This window comes from Duganella caerulea (assembly GCF_040362985.1).
In the GTDB taxonomy this organism is placed as follows: Bacteria; Pseudomonadota; Gammaproteobacteria; order Burkholderiales; family Burkholderiaceae_D; genus Rugamonas; species Rugamonas vulcania.
In genome coordinates this window covers 155,669-178,933 of the sequence record NZ_BPWJ01000009.1, presented here as the reverse complement: position 1 = coordinate 178,933, position 23,265 = coordinate 155,669, and the positions used below count along the sequence as shown (strand labels likewise).

Genomic DNA, 23,265 nt, shown 5'->3' with positions numbered 1-23,265 from the left:
AAGCCAGGGCCTGACATCTGCCAAGGTGTCAGGCGCCGCGGACGTCACCCGCCCTCTGGTCTCGGTTGAATCTCAACCGAAGTCGCCTCTGGCGACATCTCTACCGTGACGCGTCAAACGTCACATGTCACCGGAACGCAGTTGTTCCGACGAGGTCGCGGCGTTTCAATCGCCGGCGACTGGTCAGGCCCAGGTTCTTCGGAACTTCGGGCCTGTTTTTTTACGCCCATGGGTCACGCGGTGAACGTTCTTTGCGCATGCCCAGCCTGGATGGAGAAAACATCATGAACGAAATCAATCAAAGCCCTCGACGTGCGGAATGCTGCGTGCTGCTCGGTGGGACAGGAAGGTCGTCGGCAGCACATGAAATCAACGGACACACGTTAGCCGGTTTCGCGGCGTCCACCACCAGCCTGACGGCGCGTCGCTTGGCCAATGCCAACGACGGTACCTCCGACCGGAAACCCGCGCTTCTGCTACCGCCCTGGCAAGTAGCCGCACGAGGACATCCCGAGTTCAACTGGCTTTGCGGAAGTGGGGCAACGGCACTTTATCGATTGGAGCCAAAATGAACGAGAGCAATTCGCGATCTACTCCTGCATCAGCTGCCCCCATGGCGAACGAGACGTACATCGCCGATTGCATCCGGTGCAGCTGCGAGCAGGCCGTCTACCGGCTTTGGCAATCGCTACAGTGCGGCAGCCTGTTCGAGCACTGGAGTATCCAGTGCCCGGAATGCGGCTTCAAGGACGAAGATGACAAACCCTTGGGAGAAAACTGATGACAACCGTATACGGACCGGGCGTTGAACCGGGCGGTATGGAGCTCGACAATGAAACATTGATCGACGCCTGCAAGGAATGTGGCGGGCCAATCTGCCAATACCGATTTTGGGAAACCCTTGACGGCGGCTGTATCAACCGACACTGGAGCGTCTACTGCCCAGACTGTGGGTTTGAAGACAGCGATCCATATGCCGACCCGCTATAGGTGGAACTGGTCGCTGACTAATATTTTTCGTAACCCTGTGGGACCATGCCAGTCCCACGGGACAGCTTGGCCTCACGCTAACAATGGAGGTCATCATGGAGCAACAACGTCCGTATTTCCGCCGCATGCCTGCGGCCGAGGAGGAAGAAAAAGTCTGGGTCTCGTTCTACCGGAACGCAAACGACCCTGATCTCGCGGCCGAACTCATTGCCCACATGGACAAGGATGTCGACAGCCGCACGCGATATCCCGGGCTTTACCTGCGTTGCAAGCAGTCCATGCGACGGCAGCGGCAGCGCGTGGCGCGCGCCAAACGCATCGCGAGCGCCGTGCGCGTCATCCTGCGGTTCGCCGTACTGATGCCCGCAGGCGCGGTGGCTTCGATCATGCGCAGCATACGCGCCCTGGCGCGGTTCAGCGGCGACGTCGCGCTCGATGTGTGCGATGGCGGCACCACTCCCACGCGACCGATCAAGGCACCAGCGAAACGTGCTTCCTCGGCGAGCAAGCGGTCTGGCCCGCCCGACGCAAGCGCAGCGGCGGTCGGACCGGTTGTCACGCCCGACCACATCGGCAAATCGGCCTGAAGCAAAGGGGCAAGCAGCCCCTGTTGTCCCCGGGGCGCGCTTGCCTGTCGCGCCCCTACCTTCCCTGATCAACGATTGCACGAGGAGGAAATATCATGCGTAGCACTATTTCAAGCAATGGGTACGAGGCCGCCGCCGTGCCCGACCATCCGGTGGCAGACCGGGGCGACCCTGCGCTGTGCTTGGAGGAGTTGCCGCCAGGCCGTCGCTTCGCCGCACGGGACGGTTGTCGCTTCATCCGCACCAACCTGATCTGTTTTGGCTTCTGCGATCTGGCCACCGGCCAACTCTGCTCCGCCCGCGATATCTGCGCCAGGCATGGCGGTGCCCAGGTGGGCCATGTCAAGGCATGCAAGGGCCCGCGCCAGGCAGGTCAGAAGAAGCCGGGTGTCGTAGCGTGCGACAGCAATGATCGGAGGCCGTCATGAACGCTTGCGACCCGCTCGGCGCACTACACATGCGGCTGCTCTGGATTTTCGCCATGCATGTGCAACAGCGCGAACCGGATCTGGCCGCCGCCATCCGCACCGATCTGATGATGAACGCGTATCGCGACGGCGCGCTGGCGCACAGGCTGGACCATCATGTCCCGCCGCTGTCCATTGCGGACAACACGGCGTTGGCACACGAATGGACTTGCGGCCACGACGACGCGGCGCGCGGGGCGCATGTCGTGGCCAGCGACTTCGCCTCGCCGCGTGCGGGCATCGACGCCGTCCTGCGGCGCGTCCACTTAACCTACATTGATGGAGGAGTATGATGAGTCAGCACCACTTCCGCACGATGCACTCTGGACAGCCTGTCTCGGTCCTGCTCGGATGGGACCGGCCGATCGGGCACTATTTCATGGTGATCGAATACTTTGGCCCTCATCCCCTCGCGGCAGCGTTGATGGACGCAGGCGACGGCCAGGACGACGAACCGTTCCTGTACTCGAACCTGGACGAACCCAACCCGTTCGAACTGACGCTTGCCGACTTCAGGGCCAAGCTCATTGAACTGGGGATCCATGTCCCGGAATCCATGTTCGAACAGGTTGAGATAGACAGGGTAAAACTGACCGGCAATCGCCAGGTCTGGTACGGGGCCGACGGTGCGTTCCATGAAGAGTGAAGCGGCAGCACGATACGCCCCCGGTTCGGCCGGGGACGTTTTCCTGACACCTGTTTTGGCAAAGCGCCACTAGGATCGCTTGTTTACCCAGACACCAATTAAAGAATGCTTTAATATGAATGCGCGTATTAAAGGAATCTTTAAAAATGTCTCGTACGACTGGCGCCATTATCACAACCACGACACTCGGCGATAGCGAACCTGGCGCAGCGCGGTCTGCGGAGCGGAGACGCCAACTTACTTCCGTTTTATTTTGATAAAATGACCGTTTCCAGCCATAGAAAATATCACTACTGAGAAAGGTGATTCGGGAGGCATGAGCAGATTCAAGGATTTCATGAATAGTGATGCTGGCGCCCGTGCCCGCTATCAGAAGCGCAAGCAGCAGCGCGTACATATTTACATTGACGATATCGAGCCGCAGTCAAAGAAAATGCCTGAAGCTGATCGGGATAAATTTCAAGAAGCGGTAGCTGAAAATCTTACTTTGGTGAAACGATCAACATTCACAAGTGATGTCGCTCTGAAAATTGATCTTTCAACAACAAGCAAGACCGCGCCGCAAGCGCACACAATCGCCAAGAACCTGTTGGATCTTCTCGGTGTACGGCGTTCGCATGTAAAATGGCCGCGCCGACACCTCTTGTATAAGGATGATCGGCAAATTCAGGCACTCTCTATTTCTTGTCGCCACGGAGAAAGTTCTCCTGCTATTAGCATCAAAGCACGGCCATTCAGGGCAATGCTCGATGATCTTGAACTTGCAGCCGAAGCAAGCCGCTCCATCGAAATGAGCAGCGATTACCTCTATGAGCGGAGCCGTGAGACCGACTGGATCAAGACATTCCGTGATCTCATAGACAACGAGACAAATTATCGTCGGAGTCTCGGTGACATTGGATACGATGATTATCGGAAGATGGTGCGATGGTACGCGCAGCGGGCCTTGCTCAAGAGTAGTGGCGTCACTATCCCCGTTCTGAACTGGATGTACGGCCGCCCGAAAGGCATCCCTACGGTCTTTGAGAAAGAAAGATGGGCAAGCCTCGTAAGCGCATCCAAGCTCCGCCTCCAGTTTGGTGAACTACCGATTACTAGAGATAGTTCGGATGTATTCAAGCAGAAGGTCTCGAATCAAATTGCTGAATTCAAGACTCGCTGGGACTGGCTTATCAATCCCCTTGTCGTTTCGGTAGCTCTTGAAGTCATCATTAGACCAAACCCGGCGACACCGCCTGCCGTGCTTCATGACTTGGATAATATTGTCCGGGACTATCTTCTTCCTGGTATCGTTCCTAAATTCGGCACGGTATCCGATCATCGCTGGACAATTGATTTCGGCGAATTGCAGAAGACAAACCCCGAGATTGCAAAATCTTGGGGGCCAAATCCCACACCACCTTCGGGAACAAAGTCAGGCGTCACACGATACGAAGCGTGGCGGCTTCCTGCTGTTGCGGGTGAAGCGGGGTTCGTCAGCGTAGCCCTCATTGCAGATGTGGACGCGAACGGCGATCACATGGATGAGATTGACAAGAACATCAAAGCATGGGCATCTCCTAACGGTCGCAAGTACCTATACTAAAAAGGCTCCCACGCCCAATCGCGGGAGCGCCGAATGTGGCACCCCAGGCTCGAAGGCACCAGCAGCGGGCGTAGCGAAAAAAGCGCGTCGCCCCGGAGGTCGGCGCGCGTGCAAGGTGACGCCGCGATCTGCCGCTAAAAATGGGGGGGGAATACCGGTTGGACAGCTATGCCAGCCCAGTCCCGTCAGGGATGAGCGAATAGCAAACCTAAAACAGTGCGGTCCGCGAAGCGAAGACGTGTGACGGTTTGATATGAGTAGTATCGTTCTTCTGATAGATTGAACAAAAAAATTTACAATAATTTAATGAAAATATCATGCAGAGATCAATTGATGTGACATTTCACTATTGCTGCATTTATGCTGCCAAAGGCATTCTCGATCCGAATCCGGAGTTGGATTCGCTATTGCTTCAAGACGGGAGTGTTGTGATTCGACTTCTCGGATCAAATGCTTATGAAAGACTAGTTCAGAGGATTATTTCACCGCTGGGCGAGAAAGGGATTGGTGCTCTTGATGTCAAGAGCAGAGATAAACTTGAATCTCGTCAAAAGAGCTTGATCCTTCAAGCTCTGCATCATCCCGTGATTCATGTCGAATCAAGTTTGCCTTTCGACATTATCAAAGGTTATCAAGAAGAAAACTCCGAGTTGCCGGCTTACGTCAAAGCCCCGTTAAAACTAAATGCGGAACGTGCTTTTAAATCTGTTTCTGTGGCAATGACATTCTCCAGAGGAAATCTTCTCTCGAAAAATTATGATTTCATCTATGAGCAATACTACATTACTGACGATCATTCCACGATAATCAGTAGGCCCCATCCTGCCTCTATCTCCGAGGGAGACTTAATGGCGGAATTAGGCATGGAAGAGGTGCAAGTTGCAGAAAAATTGGCATTCATCCTCTATCACGACAAAGAAATAAATACGATAATTGATATCTATTCAGAGTCTCTTACGCCAGACAAGAGCGGCCATCTCCACGCTTTTATTGCCGCATGGACGGCGCTTGAGATGTTTGTCGTAAAACAGTTTAAAGAAATACAATTAAGCATAACCATAAATATCAACGGCGCTACAGCGCATAAGGATTTTTCAAGTCGTATGCTTACCGTTATGACCGACAAGTATCGCTTAGTAGATAAGTTCGCGGCTTTATCAAGCTATTATGGGGACGAAGATGCTGACAAGGATATAGAAAAACTCAAGGGCATAAAAAAGACTAGAGATGATTTCTTCCACGCAATGAAGGGAGAGGTAAGTGAATTGCCATTGAACCAGACTAGGCAATTGATTTCGAAGTACCTTCAAATCTATCTTGAAAGAAAACAGGAAGGATTGGTTTTTCAAAAATCTGCTAGATAGCACAGTGCAGCATAAGTAGTCATAGGACAAAGCCAGACGCCAGCGACCCGACAGCGGCGCGTCGAGTCGCACAGATGCTGCTGTCAGGTTTCTCGCTAAGCCGCCGCTGCTCAGTCTGTAACCGCGCCCGTTCGTCACCTGCTGCAACTTCTCGCCCAGCACCGCACGCAGCGGCAAACTGGTCAGGTATTCAGCGACGTGAATGCCCGACTTGTCCAACTCCAGCAGTTCGATCTGCTAGCGCTTCTTGCCGGTGCAAAGGATGATCCCAGTGGTGGGGCTTCTTCCGACTCACGCTCGTGCTTGTCCAGCCTGCGCAAGTAAAGGTCCATCTGCCCCTTGTGCGCGGCCTTGAACTCACTGATCTTCAACTCCACCGCCACTACCCCTTCAAACGGAGTTATGCAATGGCCACCGTCATCGGTGTGTCCGAGTGGTGAGTACCGGTTGAAAATTGCTGTCTCTTGTGACCGTATTAGAGTGACGGCGCCCGCAGGTGCATGTCCCGCCTTCCAATCACAACACCCTAGATCTTTCTAGTGTTGAGAAAAACGAAACGGACTAACTATATTGGGGCGGCTGCTTCCGGTCGTCAGCCAGACACTCTTTGTCAGATCAGATCGGAGCTAGCACAACTAAACAGATCCGCAAGCATCAAGTCCAGGTCAATGACCGCATCGGCCATGGCTGTCATCTCGGGCGTCTGCGAAATGAAGTACTCTCGCTCGTATCCCCCAACACTCAACACCTGCCGCTTCATGCGCATGAACATGCGTTTGCGCTCCGTGTCCAGTGGGCCGTCGGACTCATCGGTGAAGAGCGTCTCATAGTGTCGCCCAGAGCATTGGCCGAGATAGAGCGCGATGGCGCGCGTCAGGCAATCGTTGATCCACACGCGCTCTCCCCCGCTCATCTGGGTCACCGGTTTGGTTTGTGCGGCTTCGGCGTCGTGCACCACGATGTCGAAGCCCTCGCGCGCTTCACCCTTGGCGGTTTCTACCTGCGTCCGGATGGACAATGTGAAGCGCGGTCCATAGCAGGCCACCAGCAGGTCGTTCGCAAGGCTCGACAGCTCAGGCCCGGCGTCGTCGATCATCAATGCAATCAGGCCGTCGTTGCCCATGCACTTGGCGAACATGGTCCAGGTGGACAGTTCGGTCTCGATCGCGCTGCACCTCGTCTGCAGGGCTGCGCACCGCTCGCGCTGCTTGTCCGCCGCCTCCAGCGCCTCTTCGGCGGCGGCGCGCTGGCGCAACAGCGGTCCCAGAGCCGCCTCATCCGCCTGCGATTGAACCTGCGCCACGCGCAGCGCTTCCGCGGCCGCCGCGATACGCGCCTCGTCAAACTCAGGTGGCAAGTGGGCAAGCCGCTGCCGCAAGCTCGCGCACGCCGCGCCTTGCTCGGCTTGATGCCGCACCGCCCGTGCATCGATCTGCGCGATGGCCGCCTCGACCGCCGTTGTTTCCGCCAGTTGCTGGCGCTCGCTCGTCCGCGCCGATTGTTCCAGGCGCTCCAGCCGCTCGTCGCAATCCTGGATGGTCGCCTCCGCCTGGGCAAGCTCCCGGCTGCGCGCCGCCAGCGCCGTGGCGCCTTCGGCACGCCGCCGCGACCGAGCCAGTTTCGCCTCCGCGTCCGCGAGCTGGTCGGGAGCCAGGCGCAGCCGGGCGGCCCGCACCCTCAACTGCGCCAACTGTGCGCGCAGTTCGGAGCGCGTGTCGTTCAGGCGCGCCAACTCCGCGCTGGCATCCGGGATCAACGGCCGCGCCGCGTGGGCGTCCGCCAGCAAGCGACAATCCCGCTGCATCGGCATGCCTTTGCAGGGGACGGTCAGGGTCAGCCCATGGCGCCGCTGCACGTCCTCCAGCCGCAGCGCGGCCTGTCCGGCCATGCGCTCGACCGATTCGATTTCCTTGGCGAGGCTGCGCTCCCGCTCCTCCACCGTGCGCAGTTCCGCGGCCACCTCACGGCAACGCAGCGCGCGCTGCTCGCGTGCCGCGACCACCACGCGCACCATGCCAAGACGGCGCGACGCGCGACGGATCACGTCGGCCTCGCCCATCACAGCACACGCCAATCCGCGTTGCCCGTCGATCGCCGCGCGGGCGCGTTGCTGGTCCGCGCACCGGCATTGCGCCTCGCGTCGCAGGCGCGCCAGTCGCCCTGCTTCCCGCTGGCGGTCGGCGGCGTGTTCGGAGGCCTGCCGGGCCATCGAGGCGGTCAGGCCGGCCAACTCCGTCTGCAACGCAGCACGGTTGGCCGTACGATCGGCCAACTGGGCGCGCTCGGCCTCCAGCCTCGCCAAGGTCTTGTGCAACACATCGATACTCTGGAGGGTTGACGACCGCCGTACATGCGCGGCCGCGATGTCGCGGACGATGGCCGGAAGACGGGCGCCGTCCAGATTCGCCGCATCCATCTCCAGCGCCGCCGCCGACAATTCGTCGCGCGCGGCGCCCAATCCGACCCGCAGCAGCTTAACCACTTCCGCCGCCTGTTGTCCCTTGCAGCGGATGTCCTCCAATCCGAGCAGATCGGCCAGCAGCGCCTTGACTTCGCCGGTGCGGTACGCGCAGAGCTGGCGCCGTCCCTGCGCCGCGAACGCGGACACGAAGAATGTGCGCTCGGCCCCCAACACCGCGTCGAGGCACCGCATGTACGTTTCCATCTTTCCGTCGGCGACCGTCCCGTCATCGGTCCTGACAGGGCACCAGCGCGCATTCTCCAGCACATGCAGATAGGCTTCGGTCCGGCGCCGGCTCTCGTTGCGGATGACGAGCTGGGAGCGGTAGCGCCGGCCGCCGTGCTCCCACACCAGATCCTTCAGGCTCTCCGGCAGGAACACGTGGTCATAGTAGGAAAAGGCCCCGCTGCCGTCGCCGCCGGCGCGCGAAGGCATGGTCGGATACGGGGTCAGGTTGTCCAGCACCGTCGTCTTGCCACGTCCGTTCGCGCCACAAATGGCGATCAGCTGCGCGCCTTCTGTCAGAGCGGCCAGGTCCAGCGACAGCTCGTCACGGCCCAACCCGTCGCGGATGCCGCGAAATCCTCTCAGGTACAGCGAAACAGGCTTCATGACGCGCCCTCCTCCATAGTGATCATGGCGGCACGGTTCACTTCCCGCCGAACAGGGGCCGCTCCGCTTGATAATATCGTCCGGGCGATCGACTCGGTATCGCGCGCAGCCAGCCACTCCACGCACGACAGCAATGGCGCGGCATCTTCGCCGGCGGCTTCGGCCCAGACGGTGATGCGATCGCGCAGTCCCATCCGGGAAATGCCCGCCATGCGCGCGATCTGCACCGGCAGCACCCGCCCTTCCAGCTTGACCTGCGCCGCGCCGGTCAACGCGGCCAGCAGCGCCGTACGGTCGACCTGGTCGCGCTCCGCCTCCGACACTTGCCAGCGCACCCGAATGAACGCCCCTTCGACATCCAGTTCATCGATGCGCGCGCGGATACAGGCGGGATCTGGCGGACCGTCGAAACACAGGTCGATCGTGCGCCGCGCCGGCGTGGCGATCCGCTCGAAGCGACTGCCAGCCGCGCCAACGGTCCAGATAAGGAATCCCTTGTCGCCCTCCTCGCCGTAATGCAGCCGCGCCGGCGAGCCGGCGTAGGCGATCAGGCGCCCATCGCTCTCCCATGCCTGGTGCAAGTGGATATGCCCCAGCATGAACGCGCTGGCGCGCGCCGCGAACAGCGCGCCGGTCGTGAATTCGTGGTCGTTGCCGGCCATCGGCACGCCATGTTCGTTGGTACTCCCGTGGACAGTGCCGTGCGCCACGCCGACCGTCGGGATGCCCAGCCTGCGCGCCCCGTCATTGACACAGCCATACCCTCGCAACAAGGTGGACAACTGCATTCCCACCTCCTCCGCAGCCGCAGCCGCGCCGGCGGCTGCGGCGACCGTTGCCTTGTTCACGGTCGGCAGGGCGGAAAACAGTGCCCGCGTGCCATCAGGGAGCGCCTCGAAACGCCATCCATCGGAAAGGTGCCAGCGTCCCTCTCCATCGAGCGCGACTTGCTGCAGCCGGTCCGCCACGTGCACGGGATATCGGCCGCCGAAATGCCGGAAGACGTTCAGGGTGCCGGGCGGCTCGTGCGAGAACGTCCCTTGCAGTATCAGCACCGGGCAGTGGTCGGCCAGCCTGCGCACATTGCGGCCGAGCGCATCGACGGCAGGCGAATGCAGGTTCTGCGCGTGGTCGGTGGCGTCGCCGGAAATGACGGCGGCGTCTATCCCGCGTCCAATGGCCGCGTCCACCGCGAACGCAAAGCAGCGGTCCACTTCGACCAGGGTTTCCGGCGCATAGTGCAGGTCGGAGAAATGGGCGATTCGGATATCCATCGCACACCTCACGCTTCCGAAGCGGCGCCCGGCGCGCCGTCGACCTCGGCCACCAGCGCGGCCGCGTCCTCGCATCTTTCCAGGACGGCCAGCACGCGGGAACGTCCGCCGGCGTTGCGCTTCCAGCCGGCGCCCCACTTCTTCAGGGCGAATGCCTCGAAGCGGTCGCGGTCCATGCCGAAGGCGTCGACCACGCCGAGGATGGCCTCCACCTCGTCGATACCGCCGCCGGTCATCGGGGCGGAAGCGGGTGTCGCGGTTACGTCGGCGCGCTCCGGCGTCGGTTCCGGTTCGAAGTGATCGCGCGCCAGCGGCTCCCTGGCTCCGGCCGGCCCCTCCGGCGATGGTGCTTCAAGCGTCACGGCCGCAGCGTCGGCCTCGCGCACCGTCTCACCGTCGCCGACGTTCAGCAATGCGGCGACATCAATCGGGGCCTCCATCTCGATCAGCCACACCTTGGTCCGCACGCTGCGGCCTTGCTCGTCGATGTGCGGAACCTCGCGTTCGACCTTCGAGATGTAGAACGGCGTGCGGTTGGCGTCGAGGAAGCCCGAGATGCGGCCGCCGCGCAGGAACGCCAGCGCCTCGAACTTCTCGATTGCGCGCGTCATAGAGTACAGGCTGTTGGTCGGCAGTTCGAAGGCGTCGCACGACCGAATGCCGGGAACGTAGAAAATGAAGCGCCCGGAAAGGTTGCATTTGCGTGCTTGGTATTCGGGGCACAACTCCGGGTCGCACATGCCGCTGTTCTCGGCGCGAAGCTGCGTGCGGCGTCCGCCGAAGATGCGAATCGGCTTGCGCGACGTGCGGTCCTGCGGCACCGGCGCGTAGCATTTGCAAAGGCGTGTGCGGCCATCGGGCGCGTACTCGCTCCAGAACTTCTTCTCGCCGGCACCCCAGCACACCAGATCGTGCGGCATCACCGCCTGCCACACGTCGGCCGGGAAGACGACCGGAAACCGGTAGAGACGGCGCACGCCGTCGCCACGATCCTCGCCATATAGATCGAGAATCTGGCGCGCGGTTTCGGGGTTGGGAAAGTCAGTGCCGCGCACGGTAAAGTACGGAACGTTCTTGGGGACCAGGGGGTGCTGCAACTCGGGCAGCGCTTGGGCAAGGGCGCGCTCGATGTCGTCGAAGCCGCGCCCCTCTTCGATGCCGCGCTGGTAAATGTCGCGCGCGTGAGCATTGTCCTGGGCGCGGCGCGTCAGCACTTTGATGCCGGCCCTGATCTTGCCGGCGGTCGGTATGCGCGCGGAACGTTGGCCCAGCACCGTGGGCACAGGCGTCTGACTGTCCTTCAAGACGGCGATGTCGCTTTTCATGGTTTCCTCCTGTGGTTGACTACACCATCAGGATCTCGCCATTCCGCTCAACGTCAACCCCAAAAGGTTGTCCGCGCCTCCCGTCGCGAAATAGTGCTGCTCACTGCTCCACATCAAAAAATCGCATTCGAAACTCTGCAATCATTTGACACTATGTACACAACCAGACAAATGCCCCGTAGGATCGACCACGAGACAGCCAACCACTTGGCCTACGGCCTGCGCCTGTGCAGTTCATTCGGCATGAGGATCGCGCTTCGCTACCTAGCACGGGCCGGCGTTGACGAACAGAGCGCGACCCTAGTCCTTGGCCGTCCGCGTCTTCAATTACGCGGGGCCATATGGCCGGAACGGCGCCGCAGCACCACTATGTGATCGACTTCGTTTCCCACCATAGTCCCCTTTCAGCAGGTTAAACAAACAGCCCTTCTCTACCAGACCAGCCGGGCCGGCGCGCACGCGCGCACCTCCTTGCATGGCTGGCGCTGCCATCTAACGGCGGACGACTATGTCGGCTACAAGTCCCTGTTCACCGACGGGCCCACCGAACTGGCCTGCCTGGCGCAAATCAATCCTTGACTGCTACCCGCGTCGCTCCGCCGTGTTGGGTAACCCTGGGTCTACAACGAAGCTTCACCGCCCCCTTGGAGAAGGACTCGTCCGTCGCCTTACTTGACCACACATAGGCCTCACCCGCTTTCAACAGGGCCATGCGCTCAGGTGTCAAGTTGCCGAGCGCGGCGTTAGCCTTCTGAATGTGCTTCAGCCAAGCCGGAGAGTTGAACTTGTGCATAATAATTTGGCTGGACAGCTCAATCAGACTTACAGGCACGGATGGGGGGTCTTGGCTTGCCACCATGATGCTGACGCCCTTGTGACGCATCTCCCTTACTACTTCAATAAGTCCGGCCACCAGGTCAGGACTCTCGATATACTTGTGGGCCTCATCGAATACCACTAGCTTGTTGAAACTGCGCCCATCGATCCGCGCATCGGCAAATAGCTGCAGAAGCACAACGAACAGTCCGAGTGCCTCATCCTTCTCAATAAACTCGTCCCGCAGATCTACGATGATCAGCCGCCCCGGCTTCACCACGTCGGAGAGCCTTGTGGCATCGTTGATATATTCAGCGGCCAAGTCGAGCCGCATCCTAGCTAGTTCCTTCAAGTGATCGGGAACGGAAGACCCGTCAATACCCGCGCGCAACCCCTCAAGCGTGATGTCATCGCGCATCGCCTTCATGATGCGCATGATCTGGCGAATGTAAGTGGCCTGATTGCCGACGGCCCCCATCAAAAACTTCCAATGTGACGCCTTGAGCTCTGATGAGGAGAACTGTAACGGCCGAACCTCGATGTCCGGATACTCGTGCTGCCGCTCTTCGATCTTGTCTGCCGGCACAAGTAGCAGGACATCTGCGAGTGCTTTTGGTTCAGCACCGTATATTTCCTTCAGCGCGCGAACCTGATCTTCGACACTATTCGCCCCTACCATCGATGTGAACTCGGGCTTGTAGTCCATGGTCGGGCTGTAGTGGAAGATCACTGTGGAAAGCGGCTCAGGCAGGCAGTTAATGCCAGGAATAGCCAACGAGGCCATCTCTGCAACGCTGCCTAATGTGTAGCTCTTCCCCCCGCCCTGAACGCCGAACAGGCTGATGGTGTGAGTTTGATTAAGGTCTAGCGCGACCTTACGCCCGGACACCTCGCCCAGAATTCCGTACTGAGGCGTTAATCCAGTGGCACCAAGCATAATGTCAAAGGCAACCGGGCCATCGACCGCTAGGACAGCAGCAATAGAAGGCACGACGGCGCCAGACGCCACAATCTCGTTCTCCGGTGCCACAGGACTCAACTCTTGTTGTCCAAAAGCGGATGGTCCTGACTCAGGTTCGACGAATTGTGGCTGAGAAGAAGGAGCGACGACCACATGGTGCATATGCCCGATAGGCTCAGATTCGTGGGCTTGTTGCGCAGGGACGACTTCGACAGTGCGGTGTGTAGCGCGAGGACTATCATCCCAAGCCAGCGTTCGATCACGGGGCGGGCTGATGAAGGCAGCTGTTTCAAAGGTCGGGACGGCGGGTGCCAGCTCCCTACGACGCAGCAGTTCCTGGGTGACCTCCCGCGCAGTTTCTGCAGGCCGGGCGACCTGCAGGTTAAGCACGCTTTCGGTATCGACAACAGCCGACTCAACCAGCTGCCTAATCAGGTCGCTGCCGATTCGGTAGTACTCGATACCATTCTCGTGCTCAGCCGGCTCTGTCCCGGGTTTGCTGAAGTCAAACACTACAGCGCTTCGCGTGAATTTCAGCGTGTAAGGACGCTCGTCGAGGCGTCGCAAGAAATAAAGCGCTTCTTCTGCAGCGTCAGGCAAAACGACGCCATACCGCTTTGATCGATCCAGGTAAAAGCCCAGCAATGCCGCAAGATCACGGTTCTTGATCGGGCGATCAGGACGATCCACTTCAGCGCGCTTAGGGTCGAAGTGGTAAGCGATTACCTGTTCCGTTTGTGCAATCTGCTCGGCAATGGACGCCTTCAATTGTGTGTAGGCCGCCACATCACCAACCTGACTGTAGCACTTGACCTCGACCAATCGGCAAGTTACCTCACGACTGGACGGGTCGAGATCGAACAGCGCCAGATCGGTTCGTCGGAAATTGACCTCATCTCCCATCTCTTCGGCATTCTGCCGAAGGGCCTTATATAGTTCCAAATGCGCGTCCAATGGCACTACGACCTGGTTTTGGAAAACGCCTTGATGTTCAAGGAACAAGCGCGAAAGCGCGAGGCCCATGGCTTCAGCCCGTTGCGACGACGAGGACAACAATTTCAGCGCTAGACGGCCAGACAGCGATCGCAGTTGATCCAGCATCACCAGGGCGTGGCGTCCAGTGTTCGGCAGGCCGTATTCGCCCAGGATCGGTACCAGCAAAGACTCCAATTCCGCAACCGAGCGCGAAGTGATTGCCAGGCGATGACTCACCGCATTGGCCATGTCGGGCGAATGATCAATCAAATAGTCCGGCCGAGTAGAGTGCCGGCGATGATCAAAGAATTCGATGCCAAGATTTCGATCAATCGTGAATACCCAATCGCTCACTTCGTGCACCTGATGAAGCATCGCGCGCTCGTCAGCTGACAAGCTCAGTGCAACAACTGGACGCGCGTGCGGCATGTATTGGCTGCAAGCGACAGTCGCCACGGCAACCGACACTGCGCGCGAGATCCCCCCTAACAGGTCAGACAGCGCCTCTGCACCATCCAGCGGTTGCGCGACACCATGCAACGGGCGACGAAGCCAGGTGATGGAACGTTCATCCTCCAGGTATTCCACCTCAAACGGCTGAACTAGGCCGTGAACGAACGAGGAATCATCCGTGTCTCGAACGCCTACAGCCCGAATTTCCTCGGCGGGGAACAAGTCAAACAAAAATGACAGATGGGCGGCATGAAGATCAGGGGCGTCGCGGAATTCTTTGATCCCCCTGATTGCCAATCGCAGCTTTGGATGCAAATGGCTCTCAGTCGGCGTTGAAAACGCATCGGCCTCCTTCGCACTCGTTCCAGAATCTGGCGCCAACAGTTCTAGTAGAGCCTCCGCAGTCGATGGGGCCGCCGGATCAAGTACGAACACCCGGATGTCGTAACGTAGATCGGAAAACTCAGGATGCCGTTGCAGCGCCAACAAAACTTCCGCCAATGCCCCTGCACGGCCAGCGTTAAAGGCATTAATCGTCAAGGTCTCAACATAAGGGTGCTGAACCAAGTAGCGCTGGACCCGCGCTGCCAAATAGGCGCTGTCGATGGTTGCTCCGCCAATGGCCGGCTCCTGCAGGCCGAGGGCGGCACAAACCTCCCCGACCAAACCACGAGGGTCCTCCTCATCGGTCGCGGCATACAGCGACCAAAACGGATTGATGTTATCCACGGCCAGCGCCGTGCGGCCCAATTCCTCACCAAAGGGAAGTACTGGTGGAAACGCTGCAGGCGCAAGCTGCCTAATCACCGCGTCCCGGGTCGGAACCACGAACTCACGATTGCTTGCCCGACTCCGCTCCATCCAAGTCTGTCCGAGTCGACTCCACGCGGAATGCCAATTTACGCGGAGCGGATGTGTGGGCCCCAACAGCACGGCGTCTCGCCGTCTGCCTTGATAGTCTTCGAGCACCAAAGACACCGAATCGATGCTGAGCGCGCATCGAAGCTCATCCATTGCCTGACGCACAACGGCTGCATCGGTAGAGCCGGATCGGACCAGCACCGCGTCAAGCCAAGCCAAGTAGGTAGCGGCATAGTTTTCAGCAGGCTCCTCCAGTTGCAGAAGGTCGCTACCCTGCATGATCAGGCGCTGATCGCCTTGAAGGACTGCTTCAAAGAGCGTCGCACGAGCTTCCCTGAAACGAACCACCTCGTCCGAGGTGGGCCATGTGAACGATGTTGTTGAACGTGTGGCGACACCAGAGGCGCTGACCGACAATCTCAATCGGTTAAGACCATCAGGATCATCAAGAAACGCTCGTTCAAGGCTGGCTAACACACCAGAGACCAAGACGTTCGCTTTGCCCTCTTTGCCCAGCCGAATCTCCAAGATCTCGCCGCTGGTCGCGGCCTTGCTGCTTCGCTCCACCCACGCACAACCCGTGATCGAGACTGAATTAGGGTCGCGATCCTGAGCTACCGCGGCGAAGCGTGCGCGGAGCAATGCGTGCATCAAACTCGACTCACGCGGAACCGCGCGTTGTGGCGGCTCAACCTCAATCTCATCATCGGTAACTACATAGAAGAGATCGCTCTCGTTGGCATTAGAATGCGTTGCAGTCGCATCGCTGTTGAATCGCACGGGATTTCCCTCGCCGTCAGCGAGCGGAATGCGGTCACCATCCTCAGTTTCTGCATACACCCGAACGAAATGCCAGCCCTCTTCCCAGTCTATCTTGCCTATCGACAAAAATGCTATCACCCCCGAATCCGTGCCCTTGGTCCAGGCCGCTTTGCGGCGCCGCAGCCCGGTTGGACCATTGTCGCGCGAAATCACCTCGGCAACAAAACGGGACAGGCCCTCCACCTTAGATGGCAAGGGGTCGACGCGGAACGCGACACTGAACTTCTTCAACCCCGTCTTTGAGATGGGCAATACCCTATGCCCGATCAATTCAGCCAAGCGTGGGTCTTCATTGTCATCCTTCACCACCGGCAAGTCTGGCAGGGTCACATCGCCGATGTAGATGGCGTCAGGATTCACGCCGCCGTCTTCAAAAAGCCACTTGTTGAAAGCGAGAGGCCAATTCACCCGATCACGGACGATAAGTTGCGCCCACTCCCTTGGATTGGCAACGCCGACCCGCGAAAAGAACTCACCCAGCTGCTTACAGAACAAAGGATCGAACAACCCCAGCTCCAGAGGGCGAACGCGCTCAGTCTTAGTGGACCAAGTTATGCGTTCGACACACTCGCGATTGCGCGCGACCCGAGCGGGTGCGTGCTCTGCATGCCGGTACAGATCAAAATCCGGTACCAGGGCTAATTCGAACAACGCCGCACCCATGGCATCCGGATCAAAATCATTGATTTGGCAGGTCAGTAAGTACCGTGCCACGGCAGCATCGTCGGCATATCGCCACCGGGTCTCACCTCGGCGTAGCTCACCCAGGCAAGCCTCGACGGCCACACGAAGATTGGTTGGGACCTGCGCGATCAGCTGCGCATTTAGCTCTGCATAGGCTCCGTCGATCGACACCTCTTCAAACGTGGCAACCCCAAAGGAGTCCTCCGCGGAAGCGCGCAGGTCATTCGGCACAAACACTAACAGCGGCGGTCGAAGTTCATCATTAGGTAAAGGATTCCTCAACTCGACTAGTTTGGTACTGCTAACAGCTAAATCTGGAGCTAGACCACGAAGACTGTCATCAGCCAGAACCACGACGTTGGCAGACGGCACCACCGCACGGAGGCCACCTGCCAACCGGATCATTAGCTCACGGTCCAAGTCGGTGACCCGCATGCAATGCCCAAGGTCGCGGGCCGCCAAGAACTTGGAAAGCTTCGGCAGCAGGACCGACTCTAGCGCAGCATTCAGCTCTTGGCTGGTGAGTTCACGCAATCCTTGGCTCATGCACTCGCTCCCTCGGCTCGTTCCGCAATCTTGTAGCGGGGTACAACGGTTTGTGTCACATAGGCATCCGAAAGGTCACGATAGAACCCAATCTCGCGCAGGCGCCCAGTAAAGGCCTGCACATTGCTTCGCAGCGCCCTGCGCTCGTCGATCGTTGGCGTGTTGAATCCTTCTCCAGGCGGCAGCTGGTCGATGTAGATGCCGTAACGCTCACGCAAGAAAGTTAGCAGGTCATCGATCCGCATTTCACCCGTGAAGTAGCCTTGGTCGCCACCAGGTCGCAAGACCGCAATCTGCAGCAGCACCTCCAGCAAACGGCTTTCCAGCACAAATCGTCGCGGAGCGTTACGCGCGCGCGTTTGCGCGAGCAGCGCTCCCGCCTTGTTTTTCAGCATCGTCGCGTCAAGCGACTCGATGATGTACTTTCGGTGGAAGGCGCCACGCAGGGCCACCAGAATCTCAATGTAAGTCTCGAAATCTGGAAGCCCCATCTTGGTGATGGCCTCGACTTCCGCGTCCAAGCCCGCATCCCCTTCGGCCAGCGATTCCAAAAGGCCGGCCAAGCGTTCGCCGAAGAACTTGTCCCGCTCTTCCGCAAAGAGTTCGCCCTGCAGCCCATAGAGCTCACCGACGGAAAAGACAGAATTTAGGGGCCGGATCAGCTTGCCGCGACGTACCAGATGCTCTGAAAACTCGTCCAACTTCTTCGCAACAAAGTACGCACGGACAAAACTGGGAATGCGCCGGTAATATCCGTCCGCACTTCGCTCGGCCAGCGTCGCCGTTGCCAAATCCGCGCTGCCAGATAGATCAACAAACAAGCCAAGCTTGTAGGGGCAGTCGCCCTGCGGATTGCGCTGTTCCCGGGGCTTCATCGGGCATGCCGATTCGGCGCACAGCGAATTTGCGCCTTCCAGCTTCTGCCAGGCAGGCAGCAGCTTCAGCAGGCGAAGGTGATACAGCGCCAGGTGGAACGACAACAGCACCTTTAGATACTCCACCATGACCGAACGTGGCATGAAGGGTTTGTAGAACAGCAGTCGCTGGACGTCCTCGGCCATCAGGTCGGCAGACCCGATGCATGCGGGTGCGAAGCGGTCACCTCCGGCACGTGTATCTGCCGTGTCCTTTCGCTGAGACAAGAAGTGCAACAGCGTGGCGGTCTCAATGTCGGTCAGCGCTTTTTCATTCAGCTCACGTGTGACCTTGTCAAAGCCATCGAAGAAGAAACCCTTCAGGTGTTCGATGGCCTTGTGGCCAGCAAGATGCCGTGCATGATGAAGCATTTGATACAGATGCTGGGACGCGCCGTAGTCACGTGAGTGCTTCGGATTGCGAAAGCGATAGGTATAGCCGTGCAGGGGGCGCGGGCCAGCCACAGCAGCGTTCTTCTTCCCCCGGTTCACAATATCCATCAAATGGGTTTCCACCCAACGCTCCACCATGTCCCGGTGCTGCGTAAAGCCCAAGAATTTATCGCTGGCATCCAGAATATCATCGACGAACTTGTCCACGGTCAGCTCACGCTTGTCGCGAAAGACGCTCGGGTAGCCGCCGTGCTCCAGTCGCTCGAACAGGCCTGTAAGCACCCGGTCCATCTCGATCGTCTTGAAGTCGAGATAGCTGATTTTAGGGAGGCGGAACTCCCTGTCCTTTTTCTGCAATGCCATCAGTTCCCCCTAATTCCGTTTTCCACGCCTTCTTCCTGGCACATACCCTTTTCCGCGCCCTGTAACAAACGCATCTCCACTCGACCATCGTCATGGCGAGCCAAGCGATAGAAGTCGTGCCCTGTGGTGGTCAGCAGAATTTCTCTATAGGGCTGCGCGTTCAGGCTGTTCTTGAAAACACCGAGGCAGAGATAGAAGCCCTGCATTTCCTCAACGCTCGGCCGGTAACCTTCATTCAGGCGTACCAACATCTCGAACACATCCAGGTTGATGATCAACTCGCTGGTGATCCCGCCGGCGCCTTGTCCCTCGAATTTCAGCAGCAGACCAGTCGGCAAGTGCTCTACGAAGCGCGCCTTCGCCGCAAAGTCTTGCACCTGCAAACCAAATCGCTCGACGGGGAAGAGTCGGTAACTCCTAACCGTACCGTGTTCTACCTGTCGCAACTGCAACGCCAGACTCGCACCCAGCCGCTCAGGTCGCTGTAGGCCCTCACCTCGGTTGATGGCATGTAGGATTTCGCTAGTGAGTTCTTCAATGGGCGTGGCCCCTCGGACGATCTCCACCATGCGTTTGGCGGAGCGATAGGGCAGCATTTTTTCCCAGCTCGTGTCGCGCCGCTCAAAGAAATGCTTACGGCGAGCCATGGCCACGTACTCCCGATGCTTGCGTGCCCGCTGACCGACGGAAGAATCTGGCAGCCCACGAGGGAGTTCACCAAACAGCCGTTTCAACACTTCGAAATCGAACTGCCCGCGGCGCTCAAAACGGAACAAGGCGCGGTCATCGGGCTGCACAAAGTCCAGCCCTCGGTCGAAGCGAGGGTCTTCCTGCTTACCTACATCCAGGTCGCGCAGCAGCGTGAGCAATCGATCCGACGAGGCTTGCCCCCCCCCCATCCAGCTATTGAAGTAGAAACTGCGTGCCACTTCATCATGTTTACCGGCTGCGTACAGCGCATGGATTTCGGCACAGTCACGGTTTCCGATCAACATAAAGGAAAGTGCCGACCGGAGATCACGCATCGTGATGTGCAAGCGCCCGCGCAGGTGCGCCATGGTGTACAGCGTTCTGAGGCGCTCCAGCAAACGCGGGCCAGCAATATCATCCTGAAAACTACGAGCGTTGTGCAAGGCATAGCAACTGGTCTTGAGGTCACACTGCTCGCAAGCGGCCCAATTCTTGGGCTGTACGATGCTTTGCAGTGTGCGCTCCAGAATCGAACCGCCATCAGCGTCCGCAACGACACTGCGCAGGTTCAGATTCACCACGGCCACGCCAGAGTCGACTTCACCGCTTGAGAAGGCTCGCCGAACCACCCCTGTCAATGCCGGAAACTCCTCCTCGTGCGTCGCAAGGAAATCCACCAGCCGGCCTTCATTAATGGCGATCAGGCGGGTCTCTTGAGGCTTCCACAGTTTTGCGTCGCTGCCTTTAAACGGAGCCAGGAAATCCAGCAGAACCTGATTGTTGTCTTTGTTGCCCTCGTCCTGACTACCGTCGTAATTGATCAGATAGCGTTCGCCCGCCAACGTGAGTTCACTGCCATTGGGCAAGCCTCGATTAGCTTCGCCTCCACGGGCTTCAACTTCTTTCTCCAAGCGTTGTAAGAAGGCAGTCTTACCATCGCCTGCATTCCCCGAGATTAGAACTAACCGAAACTCCCCCTGCAACACTGCGGGCAACAAGGCCCGATCCAGCGCGGTGTCCACGTAGGCGGAGAAGCCCAGAGGATCCATGCCTCGCGTACCTGCATTGCTGCGTCGACTTTGGCTGTATAGGGTCAGTAGATGCGAGACGAAGGCGTTGCTGTTGGGCACTGGGCTGGCCAGCACGGCTTGACCACTGCTGGCTGCCGTCACCATGGCAGTCAGGCTGACGGTTTGAATTCGTCGCGCATGGCGCACCTCTGCCAGCGCATTCCGAAAATCGATGGCTGAGTAAAAGCGCTCAGCCCGGCGCGGGGCAATGGCCTTCAACACCACATTCACCAGTTCCGGCGCCAAGTCGGCGAAGCCCGACAGATCGCGCGGGTCAGGCGCAGGCTTATTGATAGGCGGCTCGGTCGTGTCCCAAGGGTAACGGGATGTCAGCGCCTCATATAAAGTCAGGCCCAATGCGTATAGATCACGGTCAGCGCGCTCACCATTATGGGGAATGACCTCAGGGTCGAAGTCGGGCGGCAGATAGCGCCGGGAACCGCCGCCGCGCGACTCTTTGTCGTCAGCACGCACCGACACGTTGAAATCGATAATCTTGGCGCCCTTCTGCGTCCAAAGTAGATTGCGCGGCTTGATGTCACAGTGATGGTAGCCCTGCGCATGTAGGTGCACCAGCCCTTCTATCACCTGTTTACCCAGCTCCAGTGCATCCTCCGGCGACAGCAGGCGCTCCTGGATCATGTCGCCTACGTCGGAACCTTCCACATACTCGAACACGAGGAAGGGAATTCCGCGCCCTGGGATCACATCCGCATCCAGCACACGCACAACGTGAGGGTGCTCTGGAATGTGCACCAGGTGGCGATACTCCTTCTTCAGGCGCTCAAGAGTCGAATGCCGGTCGCTGACAATGAGCTTCACCGCGCGCGCCACATCACCCAAGGTATCGATCACTTTGTAAACAACGCCAAAGCTGCCTCGCCCCAATTTCTTCTCAACGATGAACTTGTGAGTCAGTCGATAGCCTGCAGCGAGGTTCAAATAGTCGGCTGGACTTCCTTCCACCGCATCAAGCAACTCAGATTTAGGGGTTTCAATTGGGCCCGTACTTGATTGAGCCATGGGCTGCAGCAAGGCATTCAGCGCAGTCAACGCTGCCGAGGCAGTCAGCCGCTTGTGTTCATCAAACGCGCACAGGTTCTGCAGCCAGTCGTCAAAAGCCCCGTTCAGCTCAGGCCGCAACGCGGAAGGTTTGTTCAAAAACTCGCCAACTCGATCCCACACTGTGGTTGGCTCGCCCGCGAATGGACGCTCCCCAGTGAACAGCTCATAGAGAATAACGCCAGCCGAAAAAACATCTGATGACGGCGACGCAGCACCAGGCTCCCTGAACGCCTCCGGCGCCACATAGGCTTTCTCCACCAAATCCACAATGTCCGTGGCAATTGTCAGGCTACGGTCCACACCGGGCTTTGCGAAATCAAAGTCGGTGATCCGTGTCGTGCCATCCTGCCCAATCAGGATCGCACCAGGTGTTAGGTTGCGGTGGACCACTCCGTGATGGTGCGCATGCGAGAGCGCGGCCAGCAGGTCTTTGGCGACTCGCCACTTCTGGTCCAGCGTCAGCGCCAACTGAGGCCGAGCCATATGCACCGTGAGTGCCTGGCCCGGTGCGTCATCGAGGACTAAGATGAACGACTTGTCATCATCGGTCGAAAAAAAATCTCGCGCAGCCACGATATTGGGGTGCAATGGCAGCTTCGAAAGAGCCCGGTAGGCGTTCGCAATTCGGTTGACCTGCGCCCTGCGAATATCTTCCGGTAAATAGGGGTCAGCCTCGTATACCCGCAAGCGGGCAGTCCCCCCCGCGAATGCGTTCTCGGCACGGAACTCCGTGTAGGCATCTGCCGCCCCGAGCTTTTCTTTCACTTGCCAGTGCCCGAAGCGCTGCGCAGCGGAGGCAGGCTTGACCACTTTCAATGCATGAAGAATCAGCCCTTGCTGTTGGAGGATGTTCTTGGAGAATCGCGACGGAATGCGCGTGGCGTCCTTGAAGTAGCGCTCAGCGTCCTTCAGCTTTACAACACGATCCGCATCAAGCTGCTCCCGGTCGTTCAAGTGCGCATCCGGCGCCGTGAGCAGGATGGCGGCATCCACATAGATGTCGTCCAGCTCATGCCGCCCTGGATTGGCTTGAGTCACCAAGCCCTTCACCGTCCGGGCATGGCTTCGCAACTTGCCCAGTGGTGACGGATACGGCGCACGCCCCTCGGGGTACCACTTGTTGCCATATACATCGATGGTGCCGCGCGTACCCTTCACGTCGATCAGGTACAAGGCGTGCGGGGCCAACAGCGCGATGTCGACCTCAAAGCGCTCGCCTTGACGCTCAATCTCGAAGTTGTGAAGCAGGACGAAATTGTCTGGCAAGCGATCCCGCAGGTAAGCGATTGCGCTGCGCTCTGCATCGTTGACCGGCTGGCCCACTGGGATCACTTTGGCCAT

General features: G+C 58.8%; 15 protein-coding genes and 1 pseudogene. 9 read left to right on the top strand and 7 right to left on the bottom strand.

Going from position 1 to position 23,265, the window contains the following annotated elements; genetic code table 11:
* Window positions 1-284 precede the first annotated feature (284 nt).
* The 8 genes from ACUJB0_RS24950 to ACUJB0_RS24915 all read left to right on the top strand — a co-directional run bounded on the left by ACUJB0_RS24950 (window position 285) and on the right by ACUJB0_RS24915 (window position 5,639).
* Entirely contained in the window at window positions 285-572 is a 288-nt protein-coding gene (locus ACUJB0_RS24950; RefSeq protein ID WP_444847572.1) for a hypothetical protein, read from the top strand.
* On the top strand, window positions 569-781 hold the full coding sequence (locus tag ACUJB0_RS24945; protein ID WP_444847571.1) for a hypothetical protein: 213 nt from the start codon (window positions 569-571) through the stop codon (window positions 779-781). Before ACUJB0_RS24950 ends, ACUJB0_RS24945 begins: the two co-directional genes overlap by 4 nt.
* Window positions 782-1,085: 304 nt before the next feature.
* Window positions 1,086-1,577, top strand: a complete 492-nt coding sequence (locus tag ACUJB0_RS24940; RefSeq protein WP_444847570.1) for a hypothetical protein — start codon at window positions 1,086-1,088, stop codon at window positions 1,575-1,577.
* Between the two features lie 95 nt (window positions 1,578-1,672).
* Complete coding sequence (locus ACUJB0_RS24935) at window positions 1,673-2,005, top strand: hypothetical protein (RefSeq protein WP_444847569.1); 333 nt, start codon at window positions 1,673-1,675, stop codon at window positions 2,003-2,005.
* A complete protein-coding gene (locus ACUJB0_RS24930) occupies window positions 2,002-2,337 on the top strand; it encodes a hypothetical protein (RefSeq protein WP_444847568.1) in 336 nt (111 codons plus the stop codon). Before ACUJB0_RS24935 ends, ACUJB0_RS24930 begins: the two co-directional genes overlap by 4 nt.
* Complete coding sequence (locus ACUJB0_RS24925; protein WP_444847567.1) at window positions 2,337-2,690, top strand: hypothetical protein; 354 nt, start codon at window positions 2,337-2,339, stop codon at window positions 2,688-2,690. The genes ACUJB0_RS24930 and ACUJB0_RS24925 overlap by 1 nt, the downstream gene beginning before the upstream one ends.
* A 316-nt stretch (window positions 2,691-3,006) precedes the next feature.
* The gene (locus ACUJB0_RS24920) at window positions 3,007-4,275 is read left to right on the top strand and encodes a hypothetical protein (RefSeq protein ID WP_444847566.1); all 1,269 of its coding nucleotides are present in this window, start codon (window positions 3,007-3,009) and stop codon (window positions 4,273-4,275) included.
* Between the two features lie 317 nt (window positions 4,276-4,592).
* On the top strand, window positions 4,593-5,639 hold the full coding sequence (locus tag ACUJB0_RS24915) for a hypothetical protein (protein ID WP_444847565.1): 1,047 nt from the start codon (window positions 4,593-4,595) through the stop codon (window positions 5,637-5,639).
* A gap of 19 nt (window positions 5,640-5,658) precedes the next feature.
* Here the strand turns inward: ACUJB0_RS24915 and ACUJB0_RS24910 are convergent.
* From ACUJB0_RS24910 to ACUJB0_RS24895, 4 genes and pseudogenes are all read right to left on the bottom strand, one after another.
* Window positions 5,659-6,025, bottom strand: a pseudogene (locus tag ACUJB0_RS24910) (PDDEXK nuclease domain-containing protein); the annotation flags it as partial.
* A 224-nt stretch (window positions 6,026-6,249) separates the two neighbouring features.
* Window positions 6,250-8,712 carry a sbcc family protein gene (locus ACUJB0_RS24905; protein WP_444847564.1) on the bottom strand — a complete coding sequence of 821 codons (2,463 nt, stop codon included), beginning with the start codon at window positions 8,710-8,712 and terminating at the stop codon, window positions 6,250-6,252.
* Window positions 8,709-9,986 (bottom strand): metallophosphoesterase family protein, encoded by a 1,278-nt coding sequence (locus ACUJB0_RS24900; protein WP_444847563.1) that lies wholly within the window; start codon window positions 9,984-9,986, stop codon window positions 8,709-8,711. The genes ACUJB0_RS24905 and ACUJB0_RS24900 overlap by 4 nt, the downstream gene beginning before the upstream one ends.
* Before the next feature lie 8 nt (window positions 9,987-9,994).
* On the bottom strand, window positions 9,995-11,311 hold the full coding sequence (locus ACUJB0_RS24895) for a recombination directionality factor (protein WP_444847562.1): 1,317 nt from the start codon (window positions 11,309-11,311) through the stop codon (window positions 9,995-9,997).
* A 393-nt stretch (window positions 11,312-11,704) separates the two neighbouring features.
* On the opposite strand from ACUJB0_RS24895, the gene ACUJB0_RS24890 reads away from it, so the two are divergent.
* Window positions 11,705-11,890 (top strand): IS66 family transposase, encoded by a 186-nt coding sequence (locus tag ACUJB0_RS24890; RefSeq protein ID WP_444847698.1) that lies wholly within the window; start codon window positions 11,705-11,707, stop codon window positions 11,888-11,890.
* Here the strand turns inward: ACUJB0_RS24890 and mads8 are convergent.
* Genes mads8 through mads6 form a run of 3 tightly spaced genes read right to left on the bottom strand, consistent with a single transcriptional unit; the run spans window position 11,880 to window position 23,265 of the window.
* Complete coding sequence (mads8, locus tag ACUJB0_RS24885) at window positions 11,880-17,429, bottom strand: methylation-associated defense system ATP-binding protein MAD8 (protein ID WP_444847561.1); 5,550 nt, start codon at window positions 17,427-17,429, stop codon at window positions 11,880-11,882. The genes ACUJB0_RS24890 and mads8 overlap by 11 nt on opposite strands.
* Window positions 17,426-19,099 carry a methylation-associated defense system protein MAD7 gene (gene mads7, locus ACUJB0_RS24880; protein ID WP_444847560.1) on the bottom strand — a complete coding sequence of 558 codons (1,674 nt, stop codon included), beginning with the start codon at window positions 19,097-19,099 and terminating at the stop codon, window positions 17,426-17,428. The genes mads8 and mads7 overlap by 4 nt, the downstream gene beginning before the upstream one ends.
* Window positions 19,099-23,265, bottom strand: coding sequence for a methylation-associated defense system protein kinase MAD6 (mads6, locus tag ACUJB0_RS24875; RefSeq protein WP_444847559.1), 4,167 nt, complete (start codon window positions 23,263-23,265; stop codon window positions 19,099-19,101). The genes mads7 and mads6 overlap by 1 nt, the downstream gene beginning before the upstream one ends.

Bases quoted from the DNA above. Each gene is read 5' to 3' on its own strand.
- ACUJB0_RS24950 (WP_444847572.1), top strand. From the start codon at position 285: ATGAACGAAATCAATCAAAGCCCTCGACGTGCGGAATGCTGCGTGCTG.
- ACUJB0_RS24945 (WP_444847571.1), top strand. From the start codon at position 569: ATGAACGAGAGCAATTCGCGATCTACTCCTGCATCAGCTGCCCCCATG.
- ACUJB0_RS24940 (WP_444847570.1), top strand. From the start codon at position 1,086: ATGGAGCAACAACGTCCGTATTTCCGCCGCATGCCTGCGGCCGAGGAG.
- ACUJB0_RS24935 (WP_444847569.1), top strand. From the start codon at position 1,673: ATGCGTAGCACTATTTCAAGCAATGGGTACGAGGCCGCCGCCGTGCCC.
- ACUJB0_RS24930 (WP_444847568.1), top strand. From the start codon at position 2,002: ATGAACGCTTGCGACCCGCTCGGCGCACTACACATGCGGCTGCTCTGG.
- ACUJB0_RS24925 (WP_444847567.1), top strand. From the start codon at position 2,337: ATGAGTCAGCACCACTTCCGCACGATGCACTCTGGACAGCCTGTCTCG.
- ACUJB0_RS24920 (WP_444847566.1), top strand. From the start codon at position 3,007: ATGAGCAGATTCAAGGATTTCATGAATAGTGATGCTGGCGCCCGTGCC.
- ACUJB0_RS24915 (WP_444847565.1), top strand. From the start codon at position 4,593: ATGCAGAGATCAATTGATGTGACATTTCACTATTGCTGCATTTATGCT.
- ACUJB0_RS24905 (WP_444847564.1), bottom strand. From the start codon at position 8,712: ATGAAGCCTGTTTCGCTGTACCTGAGAGGATTTCGCGGCATCCGCGAC.
- ACUJB0_RS24900 (WP_444847563.1), bottom strand. From the start codon at position 9,986: ATGGATATCCGAATCGCCCATTTCTCCGACCTGCACTATGCGCCGGAA.
- ACUJB0_RS24895 (WP_444847562.1), bottom strand. From the start codon at position 11,311: ATGAAAAGCGACATCGCCGTCTTGAAGGACAGTCAGACGCCTGTGCCC.
- mads8 (WP_444847561.1), bottom strand. From the start codon at position 17,429: ATGAGCCAAGGATTGCGTGAACTCACCAGCCAAGAGCTGAATGCTGCG.
- mads7 (WP_444847560.1), bottom strand. From the start codon at position 19,099: ATGGCATTGCAGAAAAAGGACAGGGAGTTCCGCCTCCCTAAAATCAGC.
- mads6 (WP_444847559.1), bottom strand. From the start codon at position 23,265: ATGGCCAAAGTGATCCCAGTGGGCCAGCCGGTCAACGATGCAGAGCGC.